The organism is Amycolatopsis sp. lyj-90, from assembly GCF_046549035.1.
Lineage (GTDB): Bacteria > Actinomycetota > Actinomycetes > Mycobacteriales > Pseudonocardiaceae > Amycolatopsis.
In genome coordinates this window covers 21906-46013 of record NZ_JAJPWP010000015.1, presented here as the reverse complement: position 1 = coordinate 46013, position 24108 = coordinate 21906, and the positions used below count along the sequence as shown (strand labels likewise).

General features: G+C 69.2%; 20 protein-coding genes, 1 tRNA gene and 1 pseudogene. 11 read left to right on the top strand and 11 right to left on the bottom strand.

Translation table 11 applies throughout. The features are described from left to right. Positions 1-10: 10 nt before the first annotated feature. Positions 11-730, bottom strand: coding sequence for a histone-like nucleoid-structuring protein Lsr2 (locus ACLJPX_RS40810; RefSeq protein WP_410605562.1), 720 nt, complete (start codon positions 728-730; stop codon positions 11-13). A 157-nt stretch (positions 731-887) separates the two neighbouring features. On the opposite strand from ACLJPX_RS40810, the gene ACLJPX_RS40805 reads away from it, so the two are divergent. Continuing rightward, the gene (locus ACLJPX_RS40805; RefSeq protein ID WP_410605561.1) at positions 888-2261 is read left to right on the top strand and encodes a dihydrolipoyl dehydrogenase family protein; all 1374 of its coding nucleotides are present in this window, start codon (positions 888-890) and stop codon (positions 2259-2261) included. Here ACLJPX_RS40805 and ACLJPX_RS40800 read toward each other — a convergent pair. Next, entirely contained in the window at positions 2258-3703 is a 1446-nt protein-coding gene (locus ACLJPX_RS40800) for a hypothetical protein (RefSeq protein ID WP_410605560.1), read from the bottom strand. The two genes, ACLJPX_RS40805 and ACLJPX_RS40800, sit on opposite strands and share 4 nt — an antisense overlap. A 276-nt stretch (positions 3704-3979) precedes the next feature. Here ACLJPX_RS40800 and ACLJPX_RS40795 point away from each other — a divergent pair. The 4 genes and pseudogenes from ACLJPX_RS40795 to ACLJPX_RS40780 form a co-directional block, all read left to right on the top strand. After that, positions 3980-4189: pseudogene (locus tag ACLJPX_RS40795) on the top strand (peptidase S8); the annotation flags it as partial. 333 nt (positions 4190-4522) lie between these two features. Next, positions 4523-5026, top strand: coding sequence for a DUF3145 domain-containing protein (locus ACLJPX_RS40790; RefSeq protein WP_005154552.1), 504 nt, complete (start codon positions 4523-4525; stop codon positions 5024-5026). Positions 5027-5067: 41 nt separating this feature from the next. Then, a complete protein-coding gene (locus ACLJPX_RS40785) occupies positions 5068-5661 on the top strand; it encodes a hypothetical protein (RefSeq protein ID WP_410605559.1) in 594 nt (197 codons plus the stop codon). Positions 5662-5727: 66 nt separating this feature from the next. After that, positions 5728-8088, top strand: a complete 2361-nt coding sequence (locus tag ACLJPX_RS40780) for a cation-translocating P-type ATPase (protein ID WP_410605558.1) — start codon at positions 5728-5730, stop codon at positions 8086-8088. A gap of 92 nt (positions 8089-8180) precedes the next feature. Here ACLJPX_RS40780 and ACLJPX_RS40775 read toward each other — a convergent pair whose 3' ends face one another. The 5 genes from ACLJPX_RS40775 to ACLJPX_RS40755 form a co-directional block, all read right to left on the bottom strand. Beyond that, the gene (locus tag ACLJPX_RS40775) at positions 8181-9431 is read right to left on the bottom strand and encodes a beta-ketoacyl-[acyl-carrier-protein] synthase family protein (RefSeq protein WP_101609562.1); all 1251 of its coding nucleotides are present in this window, start codon (positions 9429-9431) and stop codon (positions 8181-8183) included. Between the two features lie 40 nt (positions 9432-9471). Next, positions 9472-9717 carry an acyl carrier protein gene (locus ACLJPX_RS40770; protein WP_004559006.1) on the bottom strand — a complete coding sequence of 82 codons (246 nt, stop codon included), beginning with the start codon at positions 9715-9717 and terminating at the stop codon, positions 9472-9474. 68 nt (positions 9718-9785) lie between these two features. Then, positions 9786-10769, bottom strand: coding sequence for a beta-ketoacyl-ACP synthase III (locus ACLJPX_RS40765; protein ID WP_101609561.1), 984 nt, complete (start codon positions 10767-10769; stop codon positions 9786-9788). Beyond that, a complete protein-coding gene (locus ACLJPX_RS40760; RefSeq protein WP_410605557.1) occupies positions 10766-11692 on the bottom strand; it encodes an ACP S-malonyltransferase in 927 nt (308 codons plus the stop codon). The genes ACLJPX_RS40765 and ACLJPX_RS40760 overlap by 4 nt, the downstream gene beginning before the upstream one ends. Positions 11693-11873: 181 nt before the next feature. Then, positions 11874-13088: a PucR family transcriptional regulator gene (locus ACLJPX_RS40755; protein WP_410605556.1), complete on the bottom strand. Its 1215-nt coding sequence runs from the start codon at positions 13086-13088 to the stop codon at positions 11874-11876. A 341-nt stretch (positions 13089-13429) separates the two neighbouring features. Between ACLJPX_RS40755 and ACLJPX_RS40750 the strand changes: the two genes are divergently transcribed. Together ACLJPX_RS40750 and ACLJPX_RS40745 are read left to right on the top strand one after the other, a co-directional pair. Beyond that, complete coding sequence (locus tag ACLJPX_RS40750) at positions 13430-14167, top strand: mechanosensitive ion channel family protein (protein ID WP_410605555.1); 738 nt, start codon at positions 13430-13432, stop codon at positions 14165-14167. A 206-nt stretch (positions 14168-14373) separates the two neighbouring features. Next, complete coding sequence (locus ACLJPX_RS40745; RefSeq protein WP_101609557.1) at positions 14374-15018, top strand: nicotinamide riboside transporter PnuC; 645 nt, start codon at positions 14374-14376, stop codon at positions 15016-15018. On the opposite strand, the gene ACLJPX_RS40740 is transcribed toward ACLJPX_RS40745, so the two are convergent. Both ACLJPX_RS40740 and aceE read right to left on the bottom strand, forming a co-directional pair. Then, complete coding sequence (locus tag ACLJPX_RS40740) at positions 14990-16201, bottom strand: alpha-hydroxy-acid oxidizing protein (RefSeq protein ID WP_410605554.1); 1212 nt, start codon at positions 16199-16201, stop codon at positions 14990-14992. The two genes, ACLJPX_RS40745 and ACLJPX_RS40740, sit on opposite strands and share 29 nt — an antisense overlap. Positions 16202-16326: 125 nt before the next feature. Beyond that, complete coding sequence (gene aceE / locus ACLJPX_RS40735; RefSeq protein WP_410605553.1) at positions 16327-19122, bottom strand: pyruvate dehydrogenase (acetyl-transferring), homodimeric type; 2796 nt, start codon at positions 19120-19122, stop codon at positions 16327-16329. Between the two features lie 401 nt (positions 19123-19523). Here aceE and ACLJPX_RS40730 point away from each other — a divergent pair, with 401 nt between their 5' ends. From ACLJPX_RS40730 to ACLJPX_RS40720, 3 genes are all read left to right on the top strand, one after another. Then, a complete protein-coding gene (locus ACLJPX_RS40730; protein ID WP_034311133.1) occupies positions 19524-19955 on the top strand; it encodes a DUF3052 domain-containing protein in 432 nt (143 codons plus the stop codon). A 77-nt stretch (positions 19956-20032) separates the two neighbouring features. Further along, positions 20033-20494, top strand: a complete 462-nt coding sequence (locus ACLJPX_RS40725) for a peroxiredoxin (protein ID WP_101609554.1) — start codon at positions 20033-20035, stop codon at positions 20492-20494. A gap of 39 nt (positions 20495-20533) precedes the next feature. Next, positions 20534-20605 (top strand) — tRNA-Val (locus ACLJPX_RS40720). Positions 20606-20823: 218 nt separating this feature from the next. On the opposite strand, the gene ACLJPX_RS40715 is transcribed toward ACLJPX_RS40720, so the two are convergent. Then, the gene (locus tag ACLJPX_RS40715; RefSeq protein WP_410605552.1) at positions 20824-22272 is read right to left on the bottom strand and encodes an amidase; all 1449 of its coding nucleotides are present in this window, start codon (positions 22270-22272) and stop codon (positions 20824-20826) included. Between the two features lie 113 nt (positions 22273-22385). On the opposite strand from ACLJPX_RS40715, the gene ACLJPX_RS40710 reads away from it, so the two are divergent. Continuing rightward, a complete protein-coding gene (locus ACLJPX_RS40710; protein WP_410605551.1) occupies positions 22386-23366 on the top strand; it encodes a GNAT family N-acetyltransferase in 981 nt (326 codons plus the stop codon). 231 nt (positions 23367-23597) lie between these two features. Here ACLJPX_RS40710 and ACLJPX_RS40705 read toward each other — a convergent pair whose 3' ends face one another. Continuing rightward, positions 23598-24101, bottom strand: coding sequence for a carboxymuconolactone decarboxylase family protein (locus ACLJPX_RS40705; protein WP_410605550.1), 504 nt, complete (start codon positions 24099-24101; stop codon positions 23598-23600). Positions 24102-24108: the final 7 nt, after the last annotated feature.

Genomic DNA, 24108 nt, shown 5'->3' with positions numbered 1-24108 from the left:
TTTCGGGGAATTACTTTTCCGTGGCCGAGAAAGTGACGGCGGGCACCTTGCGAGTGGCCCGGCTGGTCTTCTTCGGCTCGGCGGCCTTCTTCACCGGCGCCTTGGCGGCGGCCTTCGGCGCGGCCTTGGCGGCGGTCGTCTTCGCGGCCGCGGCCTTCGGAGCGGCCTTCGCGGTCACCGTCTTGGCGGCGGTCTTCGGGGCGGCTTTGGCCGGGGTCTTCGCCGCCGCGGCGGCGGCCTTCGCGCGGCCGGCCGGAGCCTTGGCGGCGGTGGGCTTCGCCGCGGTGCCGCGGGCCGACTTCGCCTTGGCCGCGGTGGCTTTCGCCGTGGTCTTGGCGGGGGCCTTGGCTTCCGCCTTGGGGGCGGCGGCCTTCGCGGCGGCGGTCTTGGCGGCGGCGGGCTTGCGGCCGGCGACACCCTTCGCGGCGGGTTTGCGACCCGGCTTCGCGGCGGTCTTCGCCTCGGCCTTCGCGGCGGTCGCCGCGGTCTTCGGGGTCGACTTCGCCACCCGCGCGCCCTTGGGCCGCTGCACGACCCGCGGCCGCAGTTTCCGTCCACCGATCCGGCGGCCGCTTTCCACATAAGCACTCAGGATTTCCCGGAGTGCCGTGGCGTTGTCGGCCGAAAGGTCGATGTCGTAAGCGATTCCGTCCAGACCGAAAGCGACCGTTTCTTCGGCCGCCTCGCCGGTCAGATCATCCAGCAAATGCACAGCAGTGTTCCTGGCCATGAAAAAACCTCCCGCGCTCGATCGTTCTACTGCGTAACCGGCACGGTGCAACCTGAACCCGCGGCTGATGACTCACGCAGCGACACGAGGATAGCGGCAGGTTGCGCGAAGCTGCGCGGTGGTGTGCGCTGAATGCATGTCAGCACAGACTTTTGACGTGATCGTGATCGGAGGCGGCCCGGTCGGCGAGGTCGCCGCCGAACGAGCCGCGCGTGGCGGTCTTCAAGTCGCCCTCGTCGAACACGAGCGCTTCGGCGGCGAATGTTCTTACTGGGCCTGCATTCCGAGCAAGGCGTTGCTGCGGCCGGGGAACCTCCTCGCCGCCGCCAAACGTGTCCCCGGCGTCCCGGTGGGCGACGCGGTCGACCCGGCCGAGGTGTTCGCGCGCCGGGACTGGTTCACCGGCAAGGGAGACGACACCGGACAGGTCAAGTGGGCCGAAGGCGCCGGGATCGCCCCGATCCGCGGGCACGGCCGGATCACCGGTGAGCGGGAGGTCACGATCGACGGCGGTGACGTGCTGACCGCGCGGCACGCCGTGATCGTCGCCACCGGCAGCGTCCCGCGCACGCCGTCGATCCCCGGACTGGACACCATTTCCCCGTGGGGTTCGCGAGAGGCGACTTCGGCGGAAGAGGTCCCGCGCCGCCTCGGCGTCCTCGGCGGCGGAGTCGTCGGCGTCGAAATGGCGCAGGCCTTCGCCACCCTCGGCGCCGAAGTCCACCTGATCATTTCGGGGGCGCGTCCCCTGCCGCGGCTTCCGGACTTCGCGGGTGACGCCGTCATCGCGGGACTCCGCGAAGCCGGTGTCACCGTGCACACCGGCTCGGGTCTCGACTCCGTGTCCGCTGTGGACGGTGGTAAGGAATTGGCGCTGAAAGGCGGCGAGCGGTTGCTCGTCGACGAACTGCTCGTCGCCACCGGCCGAGGACCGGCGACCGGCGGGCTCGGCGTCGAGACGCTCGGGCTCGAAGCGGGCGCGCCGCTCACGACGGACGACAACGGCCGTGTGTCCGCTGTGGACGGTGACTGGCTGTTCGCCGTCGGGGACGTCACCGGCCGGGCGCCGCTGACCCACCAGGGCAAGTACGCCGCCCGGGCCACCGGGGACGCGGTGGCCGCGCAGGCCGCGGGCAAGCCCGTCGACTCGGCCGCGTGGAGCGCGCACAGCGCCACGGCCGATCACCACGCCATCCCGCAGGTCGTCTTCACCGACCCCGAGGTCGCTTCGGTCGGGCTCGCCGGGCCCGAGGAGGGCAAGCCGCACCGCGTCGTCGACATCGACATCGCGGTCGCCGGTTCGTCGCTGCACGCGGACGGTTACGCGGGCAAGGCGCGGATCGTCGTCGACACCGAACGCGGGGTCCTGGTCGGCGCGACCTTCGTCGGGCAGGACGTGTCCGAACTGCTGCACTCGGCGACGATCGCGATCGTGGGCGAGGTCCCGCTGTCGCGGCTGTGGCACGCGGTCCCGTCGTTCCCCACGATCAGCGAGGTGTGGCTGCGCCTCCTGGAGGCGTACGGGCTTTAGCCGTTGACGGGGAGTTCGAGGGCGGCCTTCGCGCCCCGGACCAGGCCGGGATCGTCCGGAGTGGACGGTCCCGGCACCCACACCACCTGGACCAGCCGGACGGACTTCCCGTCCAGGCCGCTCTGGTAGGCCGCGCCCTCGAACACCGGGACGTCGCCCTGCCACTGGTTGGTCTCGGTGGCGAGGTCGAGGATTCCGCCGCCGCCGGGAGTGTCCGCGGTCGCCTTGAAGGCGCTCGCCTGCGCGGCGTCCGGGAAGTCCACGACGGCGATCGTCACCGCGGCGGCCCGGCCGTCGATGGAACTGGCGAAGCTGGCCCGTTTGACCGCGGAGCAACTCGTCCGCTGAAGGCTCGACTGGACGTCGCCGTACGCGTGCGACGCGCATTTCTGATCCGCGGCCGACGCCCGCGAGGTGAATTGGATGTTCTCCACCGCACTGCTGCTCGGCGGCGGTGAACTGGTCGCCGGGGTCGGCGGCGGGGGAGTCTGCGTGGACGCGGTGTCGTCACCGCCGGAAGCGACGCTGATGGCCGCGACCAGCAACACGATGAGCAGGCCGATCGCGGCGACCGGGAGCCACTTCACCGTCTTGGACTGGTGCGGTGCCTTCGGCGGGGACTCGGCGGGAGCGGCGGGCGGCGGCGCCTGACGGACCGGGGGAACGGGTTTGGCGGCGACGGCCTGGGGAGGGGGCTGAGGAAGCGGGGCCTGTGCGGGCTTGGCGGGCGGAACGGCCGGTTTCGCCGGTCTTTTCACCTTGCCCGGATGCTGCACCGGAACCGTCGGGGCGATCGCGACGAGCGGGTTCTCGCGGATCACCGTCGGCTCGTCGTCGGAGAAGGCACTGAACCCTTCCCCGAGCAACATCTCCTCGGGCATCGGCGGCGCGTCCGGGGCGAGCGCGGCGATCAGGTCCCGCGCCTGCTGGACCGAGCGGGGCCGGGACGCGGTGGCCAGCGAGACCGTCGCGGCGAGCATCGTCGTCGCCGTCGGGTACAGGACCCGGACCGAGCCCGCGAGATCCGCGGCGGGCTGGTCGACCGTCTCCACATAGGGACCGACGGCGATGATCGTGCCGATCGGCCCGGCGCCGGGGGCGACGTCCGCGATCTTGTGCGTGCACGCGGCGGACAGCGAGAGCGCGTCGGTGGCCGGGTTGATCGAGGTGTCGCCGTGGACCAGCGGCCAGCCATCGGCCTTCCACGGGCCGCCGAGCGGGGCTTCGAGTTTCAGCGCCGGGTCCGGCAGGTCGACGCCGATGACGATGAGGACGCCCTTGGGCATGACGACGACCGCTTCGACCGGCCGCCCTTCGACCGGGCTGGCGCCGACCAGGGCGACCCCGCCGACGATGTTGCTGCCCCTGCCGAGTGAAGCCAGCGCGGCGCGGACGTCCTCGGCCACCCGGGACGGCTGTTGAGCGAGGCGAACGAGTCGCACCGAACCCTCCCCATCTCGTCGGTCTCGGTGCACAAAGTAGCGCCTCCATCCGGACTAACGGGCAGACACGTCGCAGGTAGGCGAGGTGATGTTGCGCCGAGAAGTTGTCATCGACGTGAGCGCCGACACTCGTCCGGGTGTTACTCGTTGGTAGGTAACTGCTCCTTTGTCCCCTGTCACCAGGAGAAACGTCATGGCCGTATCTCGCCCCTGGCGTCGACGCGCCGCGCTCGTCGCCGCCCTGCTCGCAGTCCCGGCCGCGGGCATGGTCCCCGCGCCGACGGCAAGACGCGGGTGGTGCGCAACCTCAAGAGCCTCTGCCTCGACGGGACCGCGACGAACTGCATCGTCGACGTGCCGACCTTCGTCGACACCGACACCCTTTCCCTCGGCGGCCACGGGACACATGTCACCGGCATCGCCGCCGGGAACCAGCTGACGCTGACCGACGGCACGGTCTCCGGCTTCTCCTCGCGCGGCCTCAAGCGGGACTTCGATGGCGGCGCCGTACACGTCGAGCTTCGACAAGGGCACCGGCCTGGTCGACACCTTCGCCGCCGCCCGGTCCCTCGGCGCCCAGGGTTAACCCAGGCGACGGCCTCGTGAGTGGTAAGGACGGTTAGAACCGCCCGTACCACTCACGAGACCGTGAGTCCCACGTCCCAATCAGGTGCGACTTGTGGTGTTCATGTGGCCAAACGGCACAGTTGGGGTGCACAATGTGCTCACGCGTACCGGGAGGCGGCACGAGCCACCTGACCAGCGCAGCTCGCGAGGTCGTAGGGGAAGACGCCCCTCGTCGAGTAGCGGAGGTCAGCAGTGAGCACCCGTGGCAACACCCGTGGCGTGGTGTACGTCCACTCGTCGCCGTCTGCGGTCTGTCCGCACGTCGAGTGGGCTATTTCGGGCACCCTGGGTGCCCGAGTCGAGTTGAAGTGGACGGCGCAGCCCGCCAGTCCAGGACAGCTCCGCGCCGAATGTGGTTGGCGTGCGCCTTCGGGCACCGGCGGAAAGCTGGCGTCCGCGCTCAAGGCGTGGCCGATGATCCGGTTCGAAGTCACCGAAGAGCCCAGTGCGGGGGTCGACGGCGAAAGGTTCTGCTTCGCTCCGGGCCTCGGCCTGTGGCACGGCAGGACCAGTGCCAACGGCGACATCGTCGTGGGCGAAGACCAGCTGCGCGCGCTCGTGAGCAAGGTGCGTGCCGGCGAATCCTTGGCACACAAGCTCGACGAGCTCCTCGCCGCCAATTGGGACGAAGCGCTCGAACCGTACCGGCACGCCGGTGACGGTGCTCCGGTCACCTGGCTGCACCAGGTCGGGTAGACGGAGTGAAGCGGAAAGAGGCGGGCGGCTAACCTTTCAGGGTGACCGCCCAGCCTCGCCCTCTCTCTCGCCAGCGGTGGCTGATCCCCGTCCTCGTGGTGGTGATCTCCCTGACCGTCGGTGTCGGGCTGCTGGCACGCGATCTCTACCTCCGCCCGGAGGCCGAACCCACCGCGCCGGTCGTCAGCGAATCGCCGACGTCGGTCGCCCCCGGCGAGCAGCCCGGCTCGGGCGCCGTCGAGGTGACTCCCGACGTCTTCGCGCATCCGCACTACCAGAGCGTGCGGCAGGTACTGCAGGGGTATTTCGACTCCATCAACCTTCGCGACTATCCGAAGTGGACTTCGGTGGTCAGCAGGGACCGGGCCAAGACCAAGACCGCGTCGGAGTGGAAGAAGGACTATCAGTCCACTCGGGACGGCAGCATCCTCGTCTACCGCATCGAGCCGGGCGCCCCGGGCACGCTCCGGGTGCTCGTCGCCTTCACCAGCACGCAGGACGTCGAGGACGCGCCGGTGTACCTGCCGGAGGGGTGCATCCGCTGGCGGCTGGTGCTGCCGCTGCGGCTGGAGACCGGATCCTGGCGCGTCGACACCACCGACGGCGGCACCAACCCCGAACACGAAAGATGCTGAAGTAGGGGACGACATGGTCCCCCAGGCTGACGCGTGCGCGAGCCGGGGCGGAATAGAGTCGCGGGCATGGCAATTGATCAGCCGGCCCTGCTGACCGACGCCTCGAGGGGGCTCTCCAGCGAAGAGGTCGCCCGGCGGGTGGCCGCGGGCCAGACCAACGCGGTCTCGACGAAGACCAGCCGGACCACCGGCGAGATCATCCGCGCGAACGTCTTCACCCGGATCAACGCGATCTACGGTGTGCTGTTCGTGCTCATCCTGTCGACCGGGTACTTCATCGACGGGCTGTTCGGCGGACTGATCATCGTCAACAGCGCGGTCGGCATCATCCAGGAACTCCGGGCGAAACGGACCCTGGAACGGCTCGCCATCGTGGGACAGGCGAAGCCGACCGTCCGCCGTGACGGGCAGAGCGCCGAGATCGCCCCGGAAGACGTCGTCCTCGGTGACCTCGTCGAACTGGGGCCGGGCGACAAGATCGTCGTCGACGGCCCGGCACTGACGGCCGAAGCGCTGGAAGTCGACGAGTCGCTGCTGACCGGGGAATCCGATCCGGTGGTCAAGCAGCCCGGCGACAAGGTGCTTTCGGGCAGCTTCGTCGTCGCGGGCAGCGGCACCTACCGCGCGGACATCATCGGCAACGAGTCCTACGCCGCGAAACTGGCCGCGGAGGCCAGCAAGTTCACCCTGGTGAAGTCGGAACTGCGGCAGGGCATCGACAAGATCCTCAAGTTCATCACCTACCTGCTCGTCCCGGCGGGCGCGCTGACCATCTACAACCAGCTCGCGGGCGACCAGGCGTGGCCGGACGCGCTGCGCGGCATGGTCGCGGCGCTCGTGCCGATGGTGCCCGAAGGCCTGGTGCTGATGACCAGTGTCGCGCTGGCGGTCGGCGTCATCCGGCTCGGCAAGCGCCAGTGCCTGGTGCAGGAACTCCCGGCGATCGAAGGACTCGCCCGCGTCGACGTGGTGTGCGCGGACAAGACCGGCACGCTCACCGAGAACGCCATGCGGCTCGCCGAGGTCCGCGAGATCACGCCGGGCCACCCGGTGGACGACGCGCTGGCCGCGCTCGCCGCCGCCGACCCGCGCCCGAACGCGAGCCTGCAGGCGATCGCGGAGGCGCACCGGACCGATCCGGGCTGGCGGATCTCCACGACCATGCCGTTCTCCTCGGCGCGCAAGTGGAGCGGTGCGTCGTTCGACGGCGACGGCGACTGGGTGCTCGGCGCCGCCGACGTCCTGCTGCCCGAGGGAGAGCACCGTGCGGAGGCCGAGAAGATCGGCTCGCGCGGTCTGCGCGTCCTGCTGCTGGGCCGTGCCGAACGGGCCGTCGACGCCGCCGAAGGCCCCGGTGACATCGAACCGGTGGCTCTCGTGGTGCTGGAGCAGAAGGTCCGCCCGGACGCCAAGGACACCCTGGACTTCTTCGCGCACCAGGACGTCGCGGTCAAGGTCATCTCCGGCGACAACGCCATCTCGGTGGGCGCGGTCGCGGGCACCCTCGACCTGCCCGGCGCGGACAAGCCCGTCGACGCGCGGAAACTGCCCGACGACGCCGAAAAGCTGGCCGACACCGTGGAGGAACGCGCCGTCTTCGGCCGCGTGACGCCGCTGCAGAAACGCGCGATGGTCGGGGCGCTGCAGTCGAAGGGCCACACCGTCGCGATGACCGGCGACGGTGTGAACGACGTCCTCGCGCTGAAGGACGCGGACATCGGCGTCGCCATGGGCGCCGGCAGCCCGGCCACCCGCGCGGTCGCGCAGATCGTGCTGCTGGACGACAAGTTCGCCACCCTGCCGCACGTCGTCGCCGAAGGGCGGCGGGTGATCGGCAACATCGAGCGCGTCTCGAACCTGTTCCTCACCAAGACGGTCTACTCGGTGCTGCTGGCACTGATGGTCGGCATCGCGCAGGTGCCGTTCCCGTTCCTGCCGCGGCACATCACGATCACCGCGTGGTTCACGATCGGCCTCCCCGCCTTCGTACTCTCGCTGGCGCCGAACAACGAACGCGCCCGCAGCGGCTTCGTCGGCAGGGTGATGCGGATGGCCGTCCCGGCCGGGCTGGTCATCGCCACGGCGACGTTCGTGAGTTACCTGCTGGTGTACAAGGGATCCGGACAGTCCGAACTGGACAAGATCCAGGCGGGGACGACCGCGCTGATCACGCTCATCACGATCGCGCTGTGGGTGCTCGGGATCGTCGCGCGGCCGTACCGGTGGTGGAAGATCCTGCTGATCGGCGGGATGGTCGTGCTGACGCTCGCGTTGTTCCTGATCCCGTTCACGCAGAAGTTCTTCGCACTGGACCCGAGTGTGAGCGCGTACACGCTCTCGGCGTTCGCCTGCGCCGGGGTGGGGATCGTGCTGGTGGAGGCCGCCTGGTGGATCGGCCGTCACCTGGTGAAGCGCTCGGAAGCCTGACCGCCTGCGGTTTCCGTTCCCGCGCGTGCAATGAAAGGCCCGTTACTTGCAAAATTTGCAAGTAACGGGCCTTTCATTGCACTTGACCAGCGTCAGGCAGCCGGGGTGAACAGCAGTGCCGTGTTGTGCCCGCCGAAACCGAACGAGTTGCTGATCGCCGCGCCCAGCTCGATCTTGCGCGCCTCACCGGAGACGACGTCGAGCTGCACCTTCGGATCCAGGTCCTCGAGGTTCAGCGTCGCCGGGATGAGGCCGTGGTAGATCGCCAGGATCGTGGCGATGCCCTCGACCGCGCCTGCCCCGCCGACCAGGTGGCCGAGCGCGCCCTTGGGCGCGGTCACCACGACGTGCTCGCCGACGGCGTTGCGGATCGCCGCGGCCTCGCCGACGTCGCCGACGACCGTGGAGGTCGCGTGCGCGTTGACGTGGCCGACGTCGGCAGGGGAGACCCCGGCCATCGTCATCGCCTGCCGCATGGCGGCGATCTGGCCGAGGCCCTCCGGGTGGTTGCCCGTGATGTGGTAGGCGTCCGAAGTGATCCCGTACCCGCTCAGCTGCGCGTAGATCCGCGCGTTGCGGGCCTTGGCGCGGTCCGCCCGCTCCAGGATCACGACACCGGAGCCCTCGCCGAGGACGAAACCGTCACGGTTCACGTCGAACGGCCGGGACGCCTTCGTCGGGTCGTCGTTGCGGGTGGACACCGTCCGCGCCTGGGCGAAACCGGCGAGGGTGATCGGGTGGATGCACGATTCGGCACCACCGGCGACCACGACATCGGCGCGGCCCGAGCGGATCATCTCGTAGCCGGCGGCGATGCCTTCCGCGCCCGACGCGCAGGCCGACGCGGGCGAGTGCACGCCGGCGCGGGCCTTCAGGTCGATCCCGACGTGTGCGGCGGGGCCGTTCGGCATCAGCATCGGCACGGTCAGCGGGGAGACCTTGCGGAGTCCCTGCTTGTGCAGAAGGTCGTTCTGGGAGATCAGGGTGACCGGACCGCCGACACCGGTACCGATGGTCACCCCGAGGCGCTCGGGTTCCACATCCTGATGCTCATCGGTCGGCTGTTCGAAGCCCGCGTCGGCCCAGGCCTGACGGGCGGCGATGATCGCCACCTGTTCGCAGCGGTCCAGCCGCCGGGCCTGGACCCGCGGCAGGACTTCGGACGGGTCGACGGCGAGCATGGCGCCGATCTTCACCGGCAGCTCGAGTTCGTCGACCCAGTCGGCTTCGATGCGGCGGATCCCGCTCGCCCCGGCGAGCAGGCCGTCCCACGTGGACGCGACGTCCCCGCCGAGCGGCGTGGTCGCGCCCATCCCGGTGATCACGACGTCGATGTTGCTCATTGGAGTCTCCCCAAGGTCGGCGCCAATCAAGAACTCGGACTTACTTGGAGTTGGCCGACACGTAGTTCACCGCGTCGCCAACGGTCTTCAGGTTCGCGAGCTCGTCGTCCGGGATCTTGACGCCGAACTTGTCCTCGGCCTGAACAGCGATCTCCACCATGGACAGCGAGTCGATGTCGAGGTCGTCCACGAAGGACTTCTCGGCGGTCACGTCGTCCTGCGCCACACCGGCGACCTCTTCGACGATCTCGGCGAGGCCGGCGAGGATCTCTGCGTTGTCTGCCACTGGTTGTTCCCTTCTCGGTGATGCTTTCGGCTGCCCCGCGGACACGGCGTCCGCAGGGGAAGTATTCATCACGGGCAGATGAAGGCCTGGCCCGCGTAGGAGAGTCCGGCCCCGAAGCCGACGGCGAGCACGACGTCGCCCTGCTTCGCGGTACCCGCCTTGCGCATGTGGTCCAGCGCGAGGGGGATGGACGCGGACGAGGTGTTGCCCGAGTACTTGATGTCGTCGGCCACGACCATGTCCTCGCGGGCACCCTTGGCCCGCAGCTTCTTGGCGATGGCTTCGACGATGCGCAGGTTGGCCTGGTGCGGGATCAGGACGTCCACATCGGACGGTTCGAGCCCGGACAGTTCCAGCGCGTGCAGGGCGATCGGCGCGATCTGCGTGGTCGCCCACCGGAAGACCGACTGGCCTTCCTGGTAGATCCACTTGTCGTCGCGCATGTAGATGAGGTCGACGTGCTCACCGGCACTGCCCCAGGCGACCGGGCCGATCTGCGCCGTGTCGGCCGCGCCGACCACCGCGGCGCCCGCGCCGTCGGCGAAGATGATCGCGTTCGCGCGGTCGACCGGGTCGACGTGGTCGGTGAGCTTCTCGGCTCCGATGACGAGCGCCTTCTTCGCGCTGCCTGCCCGGATGAGGTCCGACGCGACACCGAGGCCGTAGCAGAAGCCGGCGCAAGCGGCGTTGAGGTCGAACGCGGCGGGGTGCGTGATGCCGATCCGGTCGGCCACCTGGGCGGCGGCGTTCGGGATCTGGGTGGGCATCGTGCAGTTCGGCAGGATGACCGTGTCCACTTCGGACGGATCCACCCCGGCATCGGCGAGCGCGGCGGTACCCGCCTTGACCGCCATGTCGACCAGCGACTCGTCCTTCTCGGCGAACCGGCGCTCGACGATGCCGACCCGCTCACGGATCCACTGGTCGTTGGTGTCCATGATCTTCGAGAGATCGTCGTTGGTCACGATCTTCTCGGGCTGGAAGCTCCCGACACCGAGGATGCGGGTCCCGGCGGCGCCCTGCGCCTGCCGCAAGGTGGATCGGTCGGTCACGAAGCGTCCTCCTGCCCCTGAAGCTTCGCCAGCTCGGCCGGCGTCTTCAGCGCGATGGTGGTGGTCACGGTTCCCTTGAGCTGCCGCTTGACCAGTCCGGTCAGCGTGCCCGCCGGCGGCAGTTCGAGCGTCGAGGTGACGCCCGCGGAGACCAGACCGTCCATGGTCAGGTCCCAGCGCACCGGGCTCGTGACCTGCTTGACCAGCCGGTCGAGGTATTCGGCCCCGCTGGTGACGACCTGGCCGTCGGCGTTCGACAGCAGCGGACGCGTCGGGTCCGCCGGGGTGATCTTCGCAGCGTGGGCGGCCAGCACTTCACGCGCGGGTGCCATGTAGGAAGTGTGGAACGCGCCCGCGACCTTGAGCGCGCGGACCTTGGTGCCTTCCAGCGGCTCGGCCACGATCTTCTCGATCGCGCCGACGGCGCCGGAAGCGACGATCTGACCGGCACCGTTGCGGTTCGCCGCGGCTAGCCCCTGGCCTTCGAGCCAGGCGACGACCTGCTCCGGGTCGCCGAGCATGACCGCGGCCATGCTCGTGGGCTCCAGCGCGCACGCCTTCGCCATCTCCGCGCCGCGGACGGCGGCCAGCGCGACAGCGTCCTCGGGGCTCAGCACCCCGGCGATGGCGGCCGCGGCCAGCTCGCCGACGGAGTGTCCGGCGACCGGCGCGTCCGCCGCGATCGGGGCCTCGCGCTGCACGTATTCGAACGCCAGCAGGGACAGCGCCACGATCAGCGGCTGCGTGATCGCGGTGTCCTGGATCTCTTCGGCGTCCGCTTCGGTGCCGAGGCGGACGAGATCGAGACCGGCCCGCTCGGACCAGGCTTCGACGCGCGCGCGGGCGCCGTCGAGCTCGAGCCAAGGGGAGAGCATGCCTGGGGCTTGGGAACCCTGACCGGGGGCGAGGACTGCTGCTGTCACCCCACTAGAAAACACTCTCGGCCACCATGGTCGTGATGCCGACGCTCACCAAGTCCGGCCGACGTAATTGTCGGAACCCTCCAAAAGTGCCTTCCTGATCTCTGCGCTTAACCCAAAAGCCTTGTCGGGTTCAACCAGCTTTCCCTATGAGGTCCATCACTGCGCAGAGTTACCAACGGGTTTACCAGAGCCCGCGGGCGCGGGCCAGCCGTCCGACCGTCAGGGCCACCTTCAGCACCCACGCGTCGCGTGATTCGGCGGCGTGGCGGCCGGTGAGTTCGGCCGCCTTCCGCAGCCGGTACCGGACGGTGTTCGGATGCACGAACAGCGTCCGCGCGCAGGTCTCCAGGACGCCGCCGCTGTCGAGGTAGGTCTCCACCGTCCGCAGCAGCGCCGGGCCCGCCTCCTCCAGCGGCCGGGCGATCTGCTCGACGAGCAGGCGTTCCGCCTCGGGGTCGCCGGACAACGCGCGTTCCGGCAGCAGGTCGATCGATCTCGCGGGCCGCGGCGCGCCGGGCCAGCCGACGACGGCGCGCAGGCCGGACAGCGCTTCGGTCGCGCTGTGGTGCGCCTCGGCGAGGGTGGGCACCGTCGGCCCGGCGACGACCGGGCCCTCGGCGAAGGCGACGGACAGCTTGGCGAGGATCTCGCGGTCCTTGACGCTGCCGTCGGTGGGGCCGGCGACGACCACGACCAGCCGGGAACCCTGCACCGAGAGCAGGACGGGACGCCCGACCCTGGCGGCACGGCTGCGCACCTCGAACACCACGGCGGGCGGATCGTCCGACGTCGGGGTGCCGACCAGCGCGGTGGCGGGCGCGGCCGGATCCCAGCCGAGGGCGGCGGCGCGGGAGAGCACCGCCTCTTCGGCGTCGCCGCGGACGATGCCGTCGACGACCAGCGCTTCCAGGCGCGCGTCCCAGGCGCCGCGCGCCTCGGCGGCGGCCGCGTAGGAGTTGGCGGCGGCGAACGCGATCTCCCTGCCGTAACGCAGGATCCCCTCGATCAGCGCGGCGCGTTCCGCCTCGTTCGCGGCGAACTCCGGCAGCTGCTCCTCGAACACCTCGATCGCCAGCCGCACCATGCCGACGGCCTGCCGCAGGCTCACCCAGCGGGACAGTTCGGCGGGCGCGTCGCGGAAGGCCTCGGTGGTGAGCGAGAGCGCTTCCTTCGCGTCGCGGAGCCAGTCGACGAAACCGGCGGCACCCGCCTGGGTGATCAGCAGGACGCTCGCGCGCTGGTCGGCGGGAAGGCGGGCGAACCAGCTCAGCCGCTCCTCCATCACCGCCACGCTCGCGCTCGCGAGCCGGCCGGAGGCGTGCTCGAGCCGCCGGAGGGTCTTGGCGGACAGCCCGTGGTGCTTGGGCACACGCCGTCCCGAAGTCGCATCAGCCATGGTCAGCCGATCCTAGTCCGCCGGGGTGAGATGGCCGTCGTCCTGCGGCCGGACGGGCTTCGCGTCCGAAGTGGACGGACGTCGCGCGATACGCGGCGATGAATTGTGAAAGGTGTTTGCATAAAACTCGAGGCCGCCCGGCGCTAGCGTTTTACGCCGCGCCGAGCGGCCTCGTCTCCCCGGTCCCCACCGGTAGAACAAGTATGCGACTTGTGGATCTTTTCCCGCTAGTTCACTCACTCGATCGTGGGGTGCCGAGTTGCCGGTCAGGTGCCCGTGATCAACGATCCCTCGCAAGCCGCGCCGGGTTCGGCACGGATGCGCCGAGGAGGGAGTTCGCCGTGGGCGAGCAGCTGAAAGACGGTCTGGGGCAAGCATGGAACCTTGTCGCCACCTTCGTGCCGAAACTGGTCGGATTCCTGATCATCCTGCTCATCGGCTGGTTGATCGCGAAGGCCGTGTCAAAGGCATTGGGACTGGTTCTGTCGAAGATCGGTTTCGGCAAGCTCATCGAGAAGACAGGACTCACCGGAACGCTCAAACAAGCGAATGTCGACGCGGGCGGGATCCTCGTCAAACTCGTGTACTACTTCATTCTCCTGATCGCGCTGCAGCTCGCGTTCGGCGTATTCGGTGAGAGCAATCCGGTCAGCGCGCTGCTCAACGAGATCATCGCGTTCCTGCCGCGGATCCTGGTGGCCCTGGTGCTGGTGATCGTCGCGGCCGCCATCGCGAAGGTCGTCCGCGACCTGGTGACCGGCGCGCTGTCCACGCGGCCCGCGGGACGGCTGCTCGGCACGATCGCCTACTGGCTGATCATGGCGTTCGGCATCATCGCCGCGCTCGGCCAGGTGAACATCGCGACCGCGGTCACCGGGCCGATCCTGGTCGCCGTGCTGGCCACCATCGGCGGGGTGATCGTCGTCGGCTTCGGCGGTGGCCTGATCAAGCCGGCGCAGGACCGCTGGCAGGGCTGGCTGGCCAACCTGCAGGGCCAGCTGGAGGCCGGAAACGGCAGGCAAGAGGTCCGTTCGGAGCCGCCGACTTCGCCCGTCGGGATCGGTCGCGTAGATTCCTGATCATCCCGGGGGCCCGGTGATCGAGGAAGGCACCGGGCCCGCGTGGAGCTGAAGGGGCCCTTCGCCGCGGAACACGCGGCGAAGGGCCCTTTCGTCTACTCCACTCAGCGGCTCTCGAGCCCGTCCCCTGTTCCGCACCTCACACTCCCTAGGGAATGGTGTCGCGGCGGAGCATGTTGGAGCGGGAGACGGAGAGGGGCGAGGACGTGGACTTCCTGCTGCACAACGGTGTCACGGTGCTCGGACAGTGGATCTCGTTCGCCGAACTGGCGGGGCAGATCTTCGCGCTGGCCGTGGTCTTCCTGGCACAACGCCGCACGTTGTGGACCTGGCCGGTCCAGGTCGGCGCCACCGTGCTGTTGTTCTCGGTCTACCTCTCCGCGCACCTCGGCGGGCTCGCCACCAGGCAGGTCGCGATCCTCGCCATCTCGATCTACGGCTGGTGGGCCTGGTCCCGCCGCAGCGACCCGGTCTACGGCGTCGTCGTCCGCAAGGGCCGCCTCGGCGAGCGCCTGGCGATGCTCGGCGCGTTCGCGATCGGCACCACCGCGATGGCGCTGGTCCTGGACGCGCTGAACGCCTCGTGGGCGCCCTGGCCGGACGCCGCGATCTTCGTCGGCACGCTGGTCGCCTTCGCCGCGCAGGGCGCCGGTCTCGTCGAGTTCTGGCTGGTGTGGCTGGTCGTCGACGCGATCGGCGTACCGCTGCAGCTCTCCTCGGGCCTCTACTTCTCCGCCGCGGTCTACATCGTGTTCGCCGGACTGGTCGTCCACGGCTGGTGGAGCTGGAACCGGACGGCGAAGCAGGTCCGCACCGGGGTTGTCAGCGCATCGTCGCGTGTGAAGGCTTGAGGTCGGCGAGGGTGCGGACGCCCAGCAGCTGCATGGTCCTGACCATCTCGGCGCGCAGGATGTCCACGCACCGCTGAACGCCGCGCTCGCCCCCGGCCATCAGGCCGTACAGGAACGCGCGCCCGATGAGCACCGCGTCGGCTCCGCGCGCGATCGCGGCCACGATGTCGCCGCCGGAGAGGATGCCGGTGTCGACCCACACCTCGGCGTCGCCCTGGATCTCGTCGAGCACCGCGGGCAGCAGTTCGATCGGCGTCGGCGCGCGGTCGAGCTGACGCCCGCCGTGGTTGGACAGCAGCACCGCGTCGGCGCCGTGCTTGACCACGTCACGCGCGTCGTCGACGTTCTGGATCCCCTTGACCACGAGCTTGCCCGGCCAGGTCTGGCGGACCCAGTCGAGGTCGTCGAAGTTCAGGGTCGGGTCGAAGAGCTGGTCGAGCAGTTCGGCGACCGTGCCGTCGAAGTGGCTCAAGGACGCGAAGGTCAGCGGCTCGGTGGTGAGGAGGTTGAACCACCACGCCGGATGCGTAGCACCGTCGAGGAACGTCTTGAGGGTGAGCGCGGGCGGGATGGTCAGCCCGTTGCGGACGTCGCGCAGCCGCGCGCCGGCGACCGGGGTGTCCACCGTCAGCATGAGCGTGTCGAATCCGGCGGCCCAGGCGCGATTCATCAGATCTTCGCCCGCCTTGTGGTCGCGCCAGACGTAGAGCTGGAACCACTTGCGGGCCTCCGGCGCGGCCGCCGCGAGGTCTTCGATCGACGTCGTCGCCATCGTCGACAGCCCCATCGGGATCCCGTTGCGCTGCGCGACCCGGCCCACCGCGGACTCGCCCTCGTGGTTCATCATCCGCGTGAACCCGGTCGGCGCGAACGCGAACGGCAGCGCCGAACGCTTGCCGAGGATCTCCTTGCTCGTGTCCACATCGGACACTCCGCGCAGGACGTTCGGGTGGAATTCCACGCTGCGGAAGGCTTGCCGGGCGCGGCGGAGGCTGTCTTCCAGCTCCGCGGCACCGTCGGTGTAGTCGAACGCCGCCCGGGGCGTCCGCTTGCGGGCGAGCATCCGCAGGTCGGCGATCGTGTGCGCGCCCGCCAGCCGTCGCTCGGTCGGATTGAGCACGATCGGCTTCGGCCGCAGGATCTGCTTCAGCTCACTCGGCTTCGGCAGTCGACGCTTCGTCACACTCGCTCACCTTCTCGTTTGGCCCCCGAAACATCCGATGTCTCACCCTAGCTCGTCCGGTGCCGGATGCAATGAAAGGCCCGTTACTTGCAAAATTTGCAAGTAACGGGCCTTTCATAGCATCGCTACGCGCTACCGGAGTCCGACAACTGCGGTCCCGCGGCGGTGACGTCGTCGAGGCGGTACTTGCGCGCCGCCTCGGCCACCTTCGCCTGGTCGACCTCGCCGCGCTTGGCGAGCGCGCTCAGCGTGCCGACCACGATCGACTGCGCGTCGACCAGGAACTTCCGCCGGGCGGCGGGGCGGGTGTCGGAGAACCCGAACCCGTCGGTGCCCAGCGTCAGCATGTCGTTCGGCACCCACGGGCGGATCAGGTCCGGGACGGCGCGCATCCAGTCCGAAACCGCGACGACCGGTCCGTTCGCGCCGGACAGCTTCTGCGTGATGTACGGCACACGCGGGGAGTCACCCGGGTGGAGGAGGTTGTCGTGGTCGATCTCGACGGCCTCGCGCCGCAGCTCGGTCCACGACGTCGCCGACCACACGGCCGCGCGTACGCCCCACTCCTCGGCGAGCATCGTCTGCGCGCGGAGCGCGTCCGGCATGGTGACGCCGGACACCAGGATCTGCGCCTCCGGGCCGTCGCCCGACGGGGCCTCGGCGTAGCGGTACAGACCCTTGAGCAGGCCGTCGACGTCGAGGTTCTCGGGCTCGGCGGGATGCTGGTAGGGCTCGTTGTAGATCGTCATGTAGTAGAAGATGTTCTCGCCGTTGCCGTCCGGCCCGGTCTCGCCGTACATCCGGCGCAGCCCGTCCCGCACGATGTGGGCGATCTCGAACGACCACGCCGCGTCGTAGGCCACGACGGCCGGGTTGGTGGCCGCCAGCAGCAGCGAGTGCCCGTCGGCGTGCTGCAGGCCCTCACCGGTCAACGTGGTGCGGCCGGCGGTGGCGCCGAGCACGAACCCGCGGGCCATCTGGTCCGCCGCCGCGTAGAAGCCGTCACCGGTCCGCTGGAACCCGAACATCGAGTAGAAGATGTAGATCGGGATCATCGGCTCGCCGTGCGTGGCGTACGAGGTGCCGACGGCGGTGAACGACGCGGTGGAGCCCGCCTCGTTGATGCCCTCGTGCAGGATGACGCCCTTTTCGGACTCCTTGTAGGCCAGCATCAGGCTCGCGTCGACCGACGTGTACGTCTGGCCGTGCGGGTTGTAGATCTTGGCCGTCGGGAACATCGAGTCGAGGCCGAAGGTGCGCGCCTCGTCCGGGATGATCGGGACGATCCGCTTGCCGATCTCGGAGTCCTTCGCCAGCTCGCGGACGAGCCGGACGAACGCCATCGTGGTGGCGACCTCCTGCTTGCCCGAGCCCTTGCGGATGCCCTCGTAGACCTTGTCACCGGGCAGCACGAGCGCCTTCGAGGCCTTCGGGCGGCGCTCCGGCAGGAATCCGCCGAGTGCCTTGCGACGGCCGATCATGTACTCGATCTCCGCCGAGTCCTTGCCGGGGTGGTAGTACGGCGGCAGCTTCGGGTCGCGCTCGAGTTCCTCGTCGCTGATCGGGATGCGCTGGGCGTCCCGGAACAGCTTGAGGTCGTCGAGGGTGAGCTTCTTCATCTGGTGCGTGGCGTTGCGGCCCTCGAAGGACGGGCCGAGGCCGTAGCCCTTGATGGTGTGGGCCAGGATCACCGTCGGCTGACCGTGGTGCTCCAGCGACGACTTGTAGGCCGCGTAGACCTTGCGGTAGTCGTGCCCGCCGCGCTTGAGGTTCCAGACGTCGGCGTCGGTGAGGTCCTTGACCAGTTCCTTGGTCCGCGGGTCGCGGCCGAAGAAGTGCTCACGGACGAAGGCGCCGTCGTTGGCCTTGTAGGTCTGGAAGTCGCCGTCCGGCGTGGTGTTCATGAGGTTGACCAGCGCGCCGTCGCGGTCCGCGTGCAGCAGCGAGTCCCACTCGCGGCCCCAGATGACCTTGATGACGTTCCAGCCGGCGCCGCGGAAGTACGACTCCAGCTCCTGGATGATCTTGCCGTTGCCGCGCACCGGGCCGTCGAGCCGCTGCAGGTTGCAGTTGATCACGAAGGTCAGGTTGTCGAGGCCCTCGCCCGCGGCGACGTGGATGAGGCCGCGTGATTCCGCCTCGTCCATCTCGCCGTCGCCGAGGAACGCCCAAACGTGCTGATCGCTGGTGTCCTTGATGCCGCGATCGCGCAGGTAGCGGTTGAACCGGGCCTGGTAGATCGCGTTCATCGGGCCGAGGCCCATGGACACGGTCGGGTTCTCCCAGAACTCCGGCATCAGCCGAGGGTGCGGGTACGACGGCAGGCCGCCGCCTTCGCCCGCGTGCGAGAACTCCTGGCGGAACCCGTCCAGCTGGTTCTCGCTCAGCCTGCCCTCGAGGAACGCGCGGGCGTAGATGCCGGGGGAGGCGTGACCCTGGATGAAGATCTGGTCGCCACCGCTGGAGTGGTCCTTGCCGCGGAAGAAGTGGTTGAAGCCCACCTCGTACAGCGCCGCGGACGAGCCGTAGGTCGAGATGTGACCGCCGACACCGACGCCGGGCCGCTGCGCGCGGTGCACCATGATCGCGGCGTTCCACCGGATGTAGGCGCGGTAGCGGCGCTCGATCTCCTCGTCACCGGGGAACCAGGGTTCGTTCTCGGTGGGGATGGTGTTGACGTAGTCCGTCGACGTCAGCGCCGGAACGCCGACGTGGCGTTCCCTGGCCCGCTCGAGGATGCGCAGCATCAGGTACCGGGCGCGCTGCTGACCACCCCTGGCCAGCGCCTCGTCGAAGGAGTCCAGCCATTCGGCAGTCTCCTCCGGGTCGATGTCGGGCAGGTGCGCCGCCAGTCCGTCACGGATGACGCGGACGCGTGCCGGGGTCTCCTTGCCGGAGGCGCCGTCGTTCTGCGGGGCCAAGGGGTCTCCTTGCGAAAGGTGGTAGCTGGTTCTGCTCGTACGCGGACGTGTCGCCTTCCATCGTCGTCCTCCGGTTCCGTTCGCGTCACCGCTACTGATCGGTAACGTTCGCGTACCCGATCGCGACACGTCTCGCGCGCGCCTGTAAACGCGCGCGCGTTTTCTCTCCCACCCTAAAGCAGGGTGTCCGGCGGTGCCCAAGTGCGCCTGAATTGACCACCCACGAGTGGGCCGAATGTCCGTACGCTGCGACACGAGTTGTTCAAGATCCGGTGTGGACGGTTGCGCGCAGCGCCTCACCAGTGTTCGCTAACGGGCATCGTGTACCCGAGTGTGGTGCCCGCCCGGTCGATCCGGCCGAGGCGACACCACGCTCCGTCGTAGTTGGAGGAGTGACAGCAGTGGTCGCCGCGGGAGACGCTGATCAGAGCAGCGTCGCCGAAAGGCTTGGGATCAAGCCGGACATGGTGGTCCAAGAGATCGGCTGGGACGAGGACGTCGACGACGACCTCCGAGCGGCGATCGAGGAGCAGATCGGCGGCGACATCCTCGACGAGGACGCCGACGAGGTCATCGACGTTGTGCTGCTGTGGTGGCGCGAGGACGACGGTGATCTCGGAGACACGCTGATCGAGGTCCGGACCCCCTTGAACGAGAACGGTGTGATCTGGGTGCTGACCCCGAAGACGGGACAGCCAGGGCACGTCGAGCCGAGCGAGATCGCCGAAGCGGTGCCGCAGGTCGGGTTGGCGCAGACCGCCAACATCAGTGCGGGCCCGAAGTGGGCAGGCACCCGGCTGGTATCGCCGAAGTCGTCCAAGACCAAGCGGTGACCTCCGGAGCCGCGCGATCGACACGATAGGGTTGTCGTCGCAGGCCCCTGTTCGCTCTTTGAGAGGAAACCGCCGGTATGGCCGTCGAGGTCGGATCGCAAGCCCCGGACTTCACGCTCAACGACTACAACAAGCAGGCCGTGAAGCTGTCGTCCTTCCAGGGTGACAAGCCGGTCCTGCTGGTGTTCTACCCGTTCGCGTTCAGCGGTATCTGCACCGGCGAGCTGTGCCAGCTCCGCGACGAGTTCGCGGACTACGACGGCGAAGGTGTCCAGGTCATCGGTGTGTCCGTGGACACCCCGTTCTCGCTCAAGGCGTGGGCCGAGCAGGAGGGCTACCAGTTCCCGCTGCTCTCGGACTTCTGGCCGCACGGTGAGGTCGCGAAGGCCTACGGCGTCTTCAACGAGGCGGCCGGCCTGGCCACCCGCGGCACCTTCCTGATCGACAAGGACGGCGTCGTGCGGTTCGCCGAGGTCAACCAGCCCGGCGAGGCGCGCGACCAGCAGGCGTGGAAGAAGGCCGTGGCCGCACTGGCCTGAGTCTTCACCGGTGGCACCCGTGCGCGGGTGTCACCTTCCGGGCGCATAGCTCAGCGGGAGAGCACTCGGTTTACACCCGAGCGGTCGTAGGTTCGATCCCTACTGCGCCCACCGATCCACGCTTATCGAACCCCGATCGGTGAATTCCTCGCCGGTCGGGGTTCTTTGTGTAAAGCCGTCCAAGTCGCCTCTGGCGCCGCCAAGCGTCGTTCGGAAGACATTGCCCGCCCGGCCTCGGTCGGAGGTGTCTCTGTTCGTTTCGGCGTCTTGGCCGGTGATCGTTTTCCCAGCCTCGCGGCTACTGCCTGTCTCCGTTTTCGTCGAGGCCGTCAAGCAGTTTGGAAGCCGCCGATCTCCCGCTCCAGGAGTTCGGCCAGCCGCAGCGGGGTGCGGTCCTCGAACATCGGCCCGATGAGCTGCACCCCCACCGGCAATCCCTCAGGAGACCGGCCCGCCGGGATCGCGGTGGAGGGCAGGCCGGGCATGGTGGCCACACCGGCCAGGACGAGCTGGTCGAAGTACGGGTACTCGACGCCGTCGATGTCGATCCGGCGTGCCAGCGGATCCGGATCGTGGTCGTGCGGGAACGCGGGAGTGGGCGTGATCGGGCACACCACGGCGTCGAACTCGGCGAAGAACCGCCGCCAGCCATGACGGTGGAGCTCGCGGCGGGTGTTCGCCTCCATCCAGTCGCGGTGGGTGAACACCATGGCGCGCAGCCGGGTCGCGTCGAGGCTCTGGTCGTCCGCGCTCAGTTCGGCGGCGCGGGCCTGCAGCTGCTCGTACCCGTCGACGGGGAACCGTGCGACGGAGCTCGAGAACATCAACTGCGTGTAGAGCGTCGCGGCTTCGGTCAGATCGGGCAGCAGCGGGGTGTGCCGTTCGACGCGGGCACCGCTGCCGGCTAGCGCGTCGGCCACCCGGTTCACGCCCGCCCGCACCGCGGACCCGGTCGGGATGAGCGGATGCTCCTCGATGACCAAGACCCGGAAGTCGCGGAGCCGCTCGTGGCGGGCGGGTGGCAGCGTCACGTGGTGTGCCTTGCCGAGCGTCAGGGGGTCCGGTCCGGTCATGACGTCGAGCAGGAGCGTGAGGTCGCGGGCGGAGCGCGCCATCGGCCCGACGACGGCGAGGTCGAGTTCGACCGGCAGGGGCGGTGACGGCGGCGCGACCATGCCGCGGGTCGCCGCCAGCCCGAGGGTCGGCTTGTGCGCGTAGACGCCGCAGAAATGCGCGGGGGTGCGCAGCGAACCGGCGAGGTCGGAGCCGAGGGAAAGCGCGCCGAATCCGGACGCCAGGGCCGCCGCCGATCCGCCGGAGGATCCGCCCGGCGTGCGCTCGTGATCCCACGGATTGTTGGTGGTGCCGTAGATCTCGTTGAAGCTCTGGATGTCCTGCAGCCCCAAGGGCACGTTGGTCTTGCCCAGCACCACCGCGCCCGCGGCCTTGAGCCGCGACACCTGGACCGCGTCCTCGGCGGGCACGTAGTCCCGGTGCGGCGGCATGCCCCAGGTCGTGGGCAGCCCGGCCATGTCGTAGCACTCTTTGACCGTCACCGGGATTCCGAGCAACGGGCGGTCTTCGCCGCGGGCGCGCGCCTCGTCGGCATCGCGCGCGGCGGCCCGCGCACGGTCGAAGTCCGGTACGCAGATGGCGTTGATCGCCTTGTCGTCGCGCTCGATACGGGCGATCGCGTCGTCGGTCAGCTCCGCCGAAGTCACGTCGCCGGCACGCAAAGCGGCCGCGAGTTCTTCGGCCGTTCGAAAGTTCCACTCCATGAAAATCGACCGTACGGGCCCCTTGAGCAGGTCATAAAATACTGTTTCACGCAAACGGCCACGCCCATCGAAAACCCGGAGACACCCCGCCCGCGCGGGGATACCGTCGCCGCATGCGCGACACCCTGACGTGGCGGCCGCTCACCCGCGAGGACGCTAGGGTGTCGGCCGACCTCCTCAACGCCATGGAGACCGTGGACGGCATCGGCGAGAACTACACCGAGGAAGACACCCTCCAGGAGTTGATCGACCCGTACGCGGATCTGGATCGGGCGAGTCTCGCCGCGTTCGACGGCGACATGATGGCGGGCTACATGAAGATCCGCTTCAAGCCGTCCGCGGAAGAGGTCCATCGGGTCTTCCTCGACGGCGGAGTGCATCCCGGGTATCGCCGTCAGGGTCTCGGAACCGCGCTCGTCGACGCGGGGGTCGAGGCGGCCGAAGTGGTGCACGCGCTGCATCATCCGGCCTCGAAGCTCGTGGTGGACGTCAACCGGCCCGAGCGGATCGCCGGTCTGGCCGAGCTCCTCCGGAGCCGGGGATTCGCGGCGGTGCGCTACTTCCAGCGCATGGAACAGCCGCTCGGCGGCTCGCTCGGCGATGTGGGGATCCCGGACGGGTTCCGGATCGAGCCGTGGTCGGAGCGGAACGACGAGGACTTCCGGGGCGTCCGGAACGAGGCGTACCGGGACTACTGGGGCGCGGTGCCGATGCCCGTGGACCTGTGGAAGAACAAGATCACCAACCAGACCTTCCGGCCCGAGGTGAGCTTCCTGCTCCGGGAGGAGGCGACGGGCGCACCGGTGGGAATGCTGGTGACCATGTTCTGGGAGGCCGACACGGAGGCCACCGGCGTCCGCGACGCGCACTTCATGCTCGTCGGAACACTCCGGGGATACCGGAGGCAGGGCGTCGCCGGAGCGCTGATGGGGCACGCGCTGCGGGCCGCGGCCGAGCAGGGTTACCACCGGGCCAGCTTGAACGTGGACTCGGCGAGCCCGTCCGGCGCGTTCGGGGTCTTCGAGAAGGCGGGCTTCGCGCCGACGATGCGGTACGTGCGGTGGGCACTCGAAATTCAAGGCGCAGACACGTAAAGGCCCCTTCACTCGACTGAGCCGAGTGAAGGGGTCTTTACGCACCCCCAACCCCTGTGGAACGTCTTGATCTTTCGGCGGTCTGGTCTGCCCCCTCGGCAGGCCAGACCGCCGGTGCGCCGCGCCGCGGGTGGCGAACTTTCGGCTGCACAAGACAAGAGACGGTCGGGACTGCCCAGATACATCAAGATCGGCGGCCAAAGGAGTGACATCGGTGATCACGGGCCGTGACTAGGCGCGGGTGAGCCGGTTCGCCAGGGTCGACATCGTGTAGGTCCCGATGCCCATGACGACTTCGAGGGCGTTCCGCTCGGTGTAGCCGTGCCCGAGGAAGGTCCGCAGCGTCTCGTCGTCCACGCCGCCGGCGGTTTCGAGCACTGCCAGCGTGAACTGCCGGACGGCTTCCAGGCGCTCGTCGGGGACGGGCTCCTCCGCGCGAAGCGCCGCGATGACGTCGTCGTCCGCGTGAAGTCCTTTCAGCTTGCCGGTGTGCATCTCGATGCACACTTCGCAGCCGTTGCGCGTCGCCACGGTCATCACGACCGTCTCCCGCGCGAGCGGTTCGAGCGTGGTCTTCTCGAAACTCGCGCTGAGCTTCAAGAACCCGTCGAGCAGCTCCGGCGACGACGCCAGCCGGGCGACGGCGGTGGGGAGGTGGCCCAGGTGCCGGATGGTCGCCTCCATCGGGCGACGCGAGGCTTCGGGCGCGGTTTCGAGGGTGTGATCGGTGAACAAGGCAGCC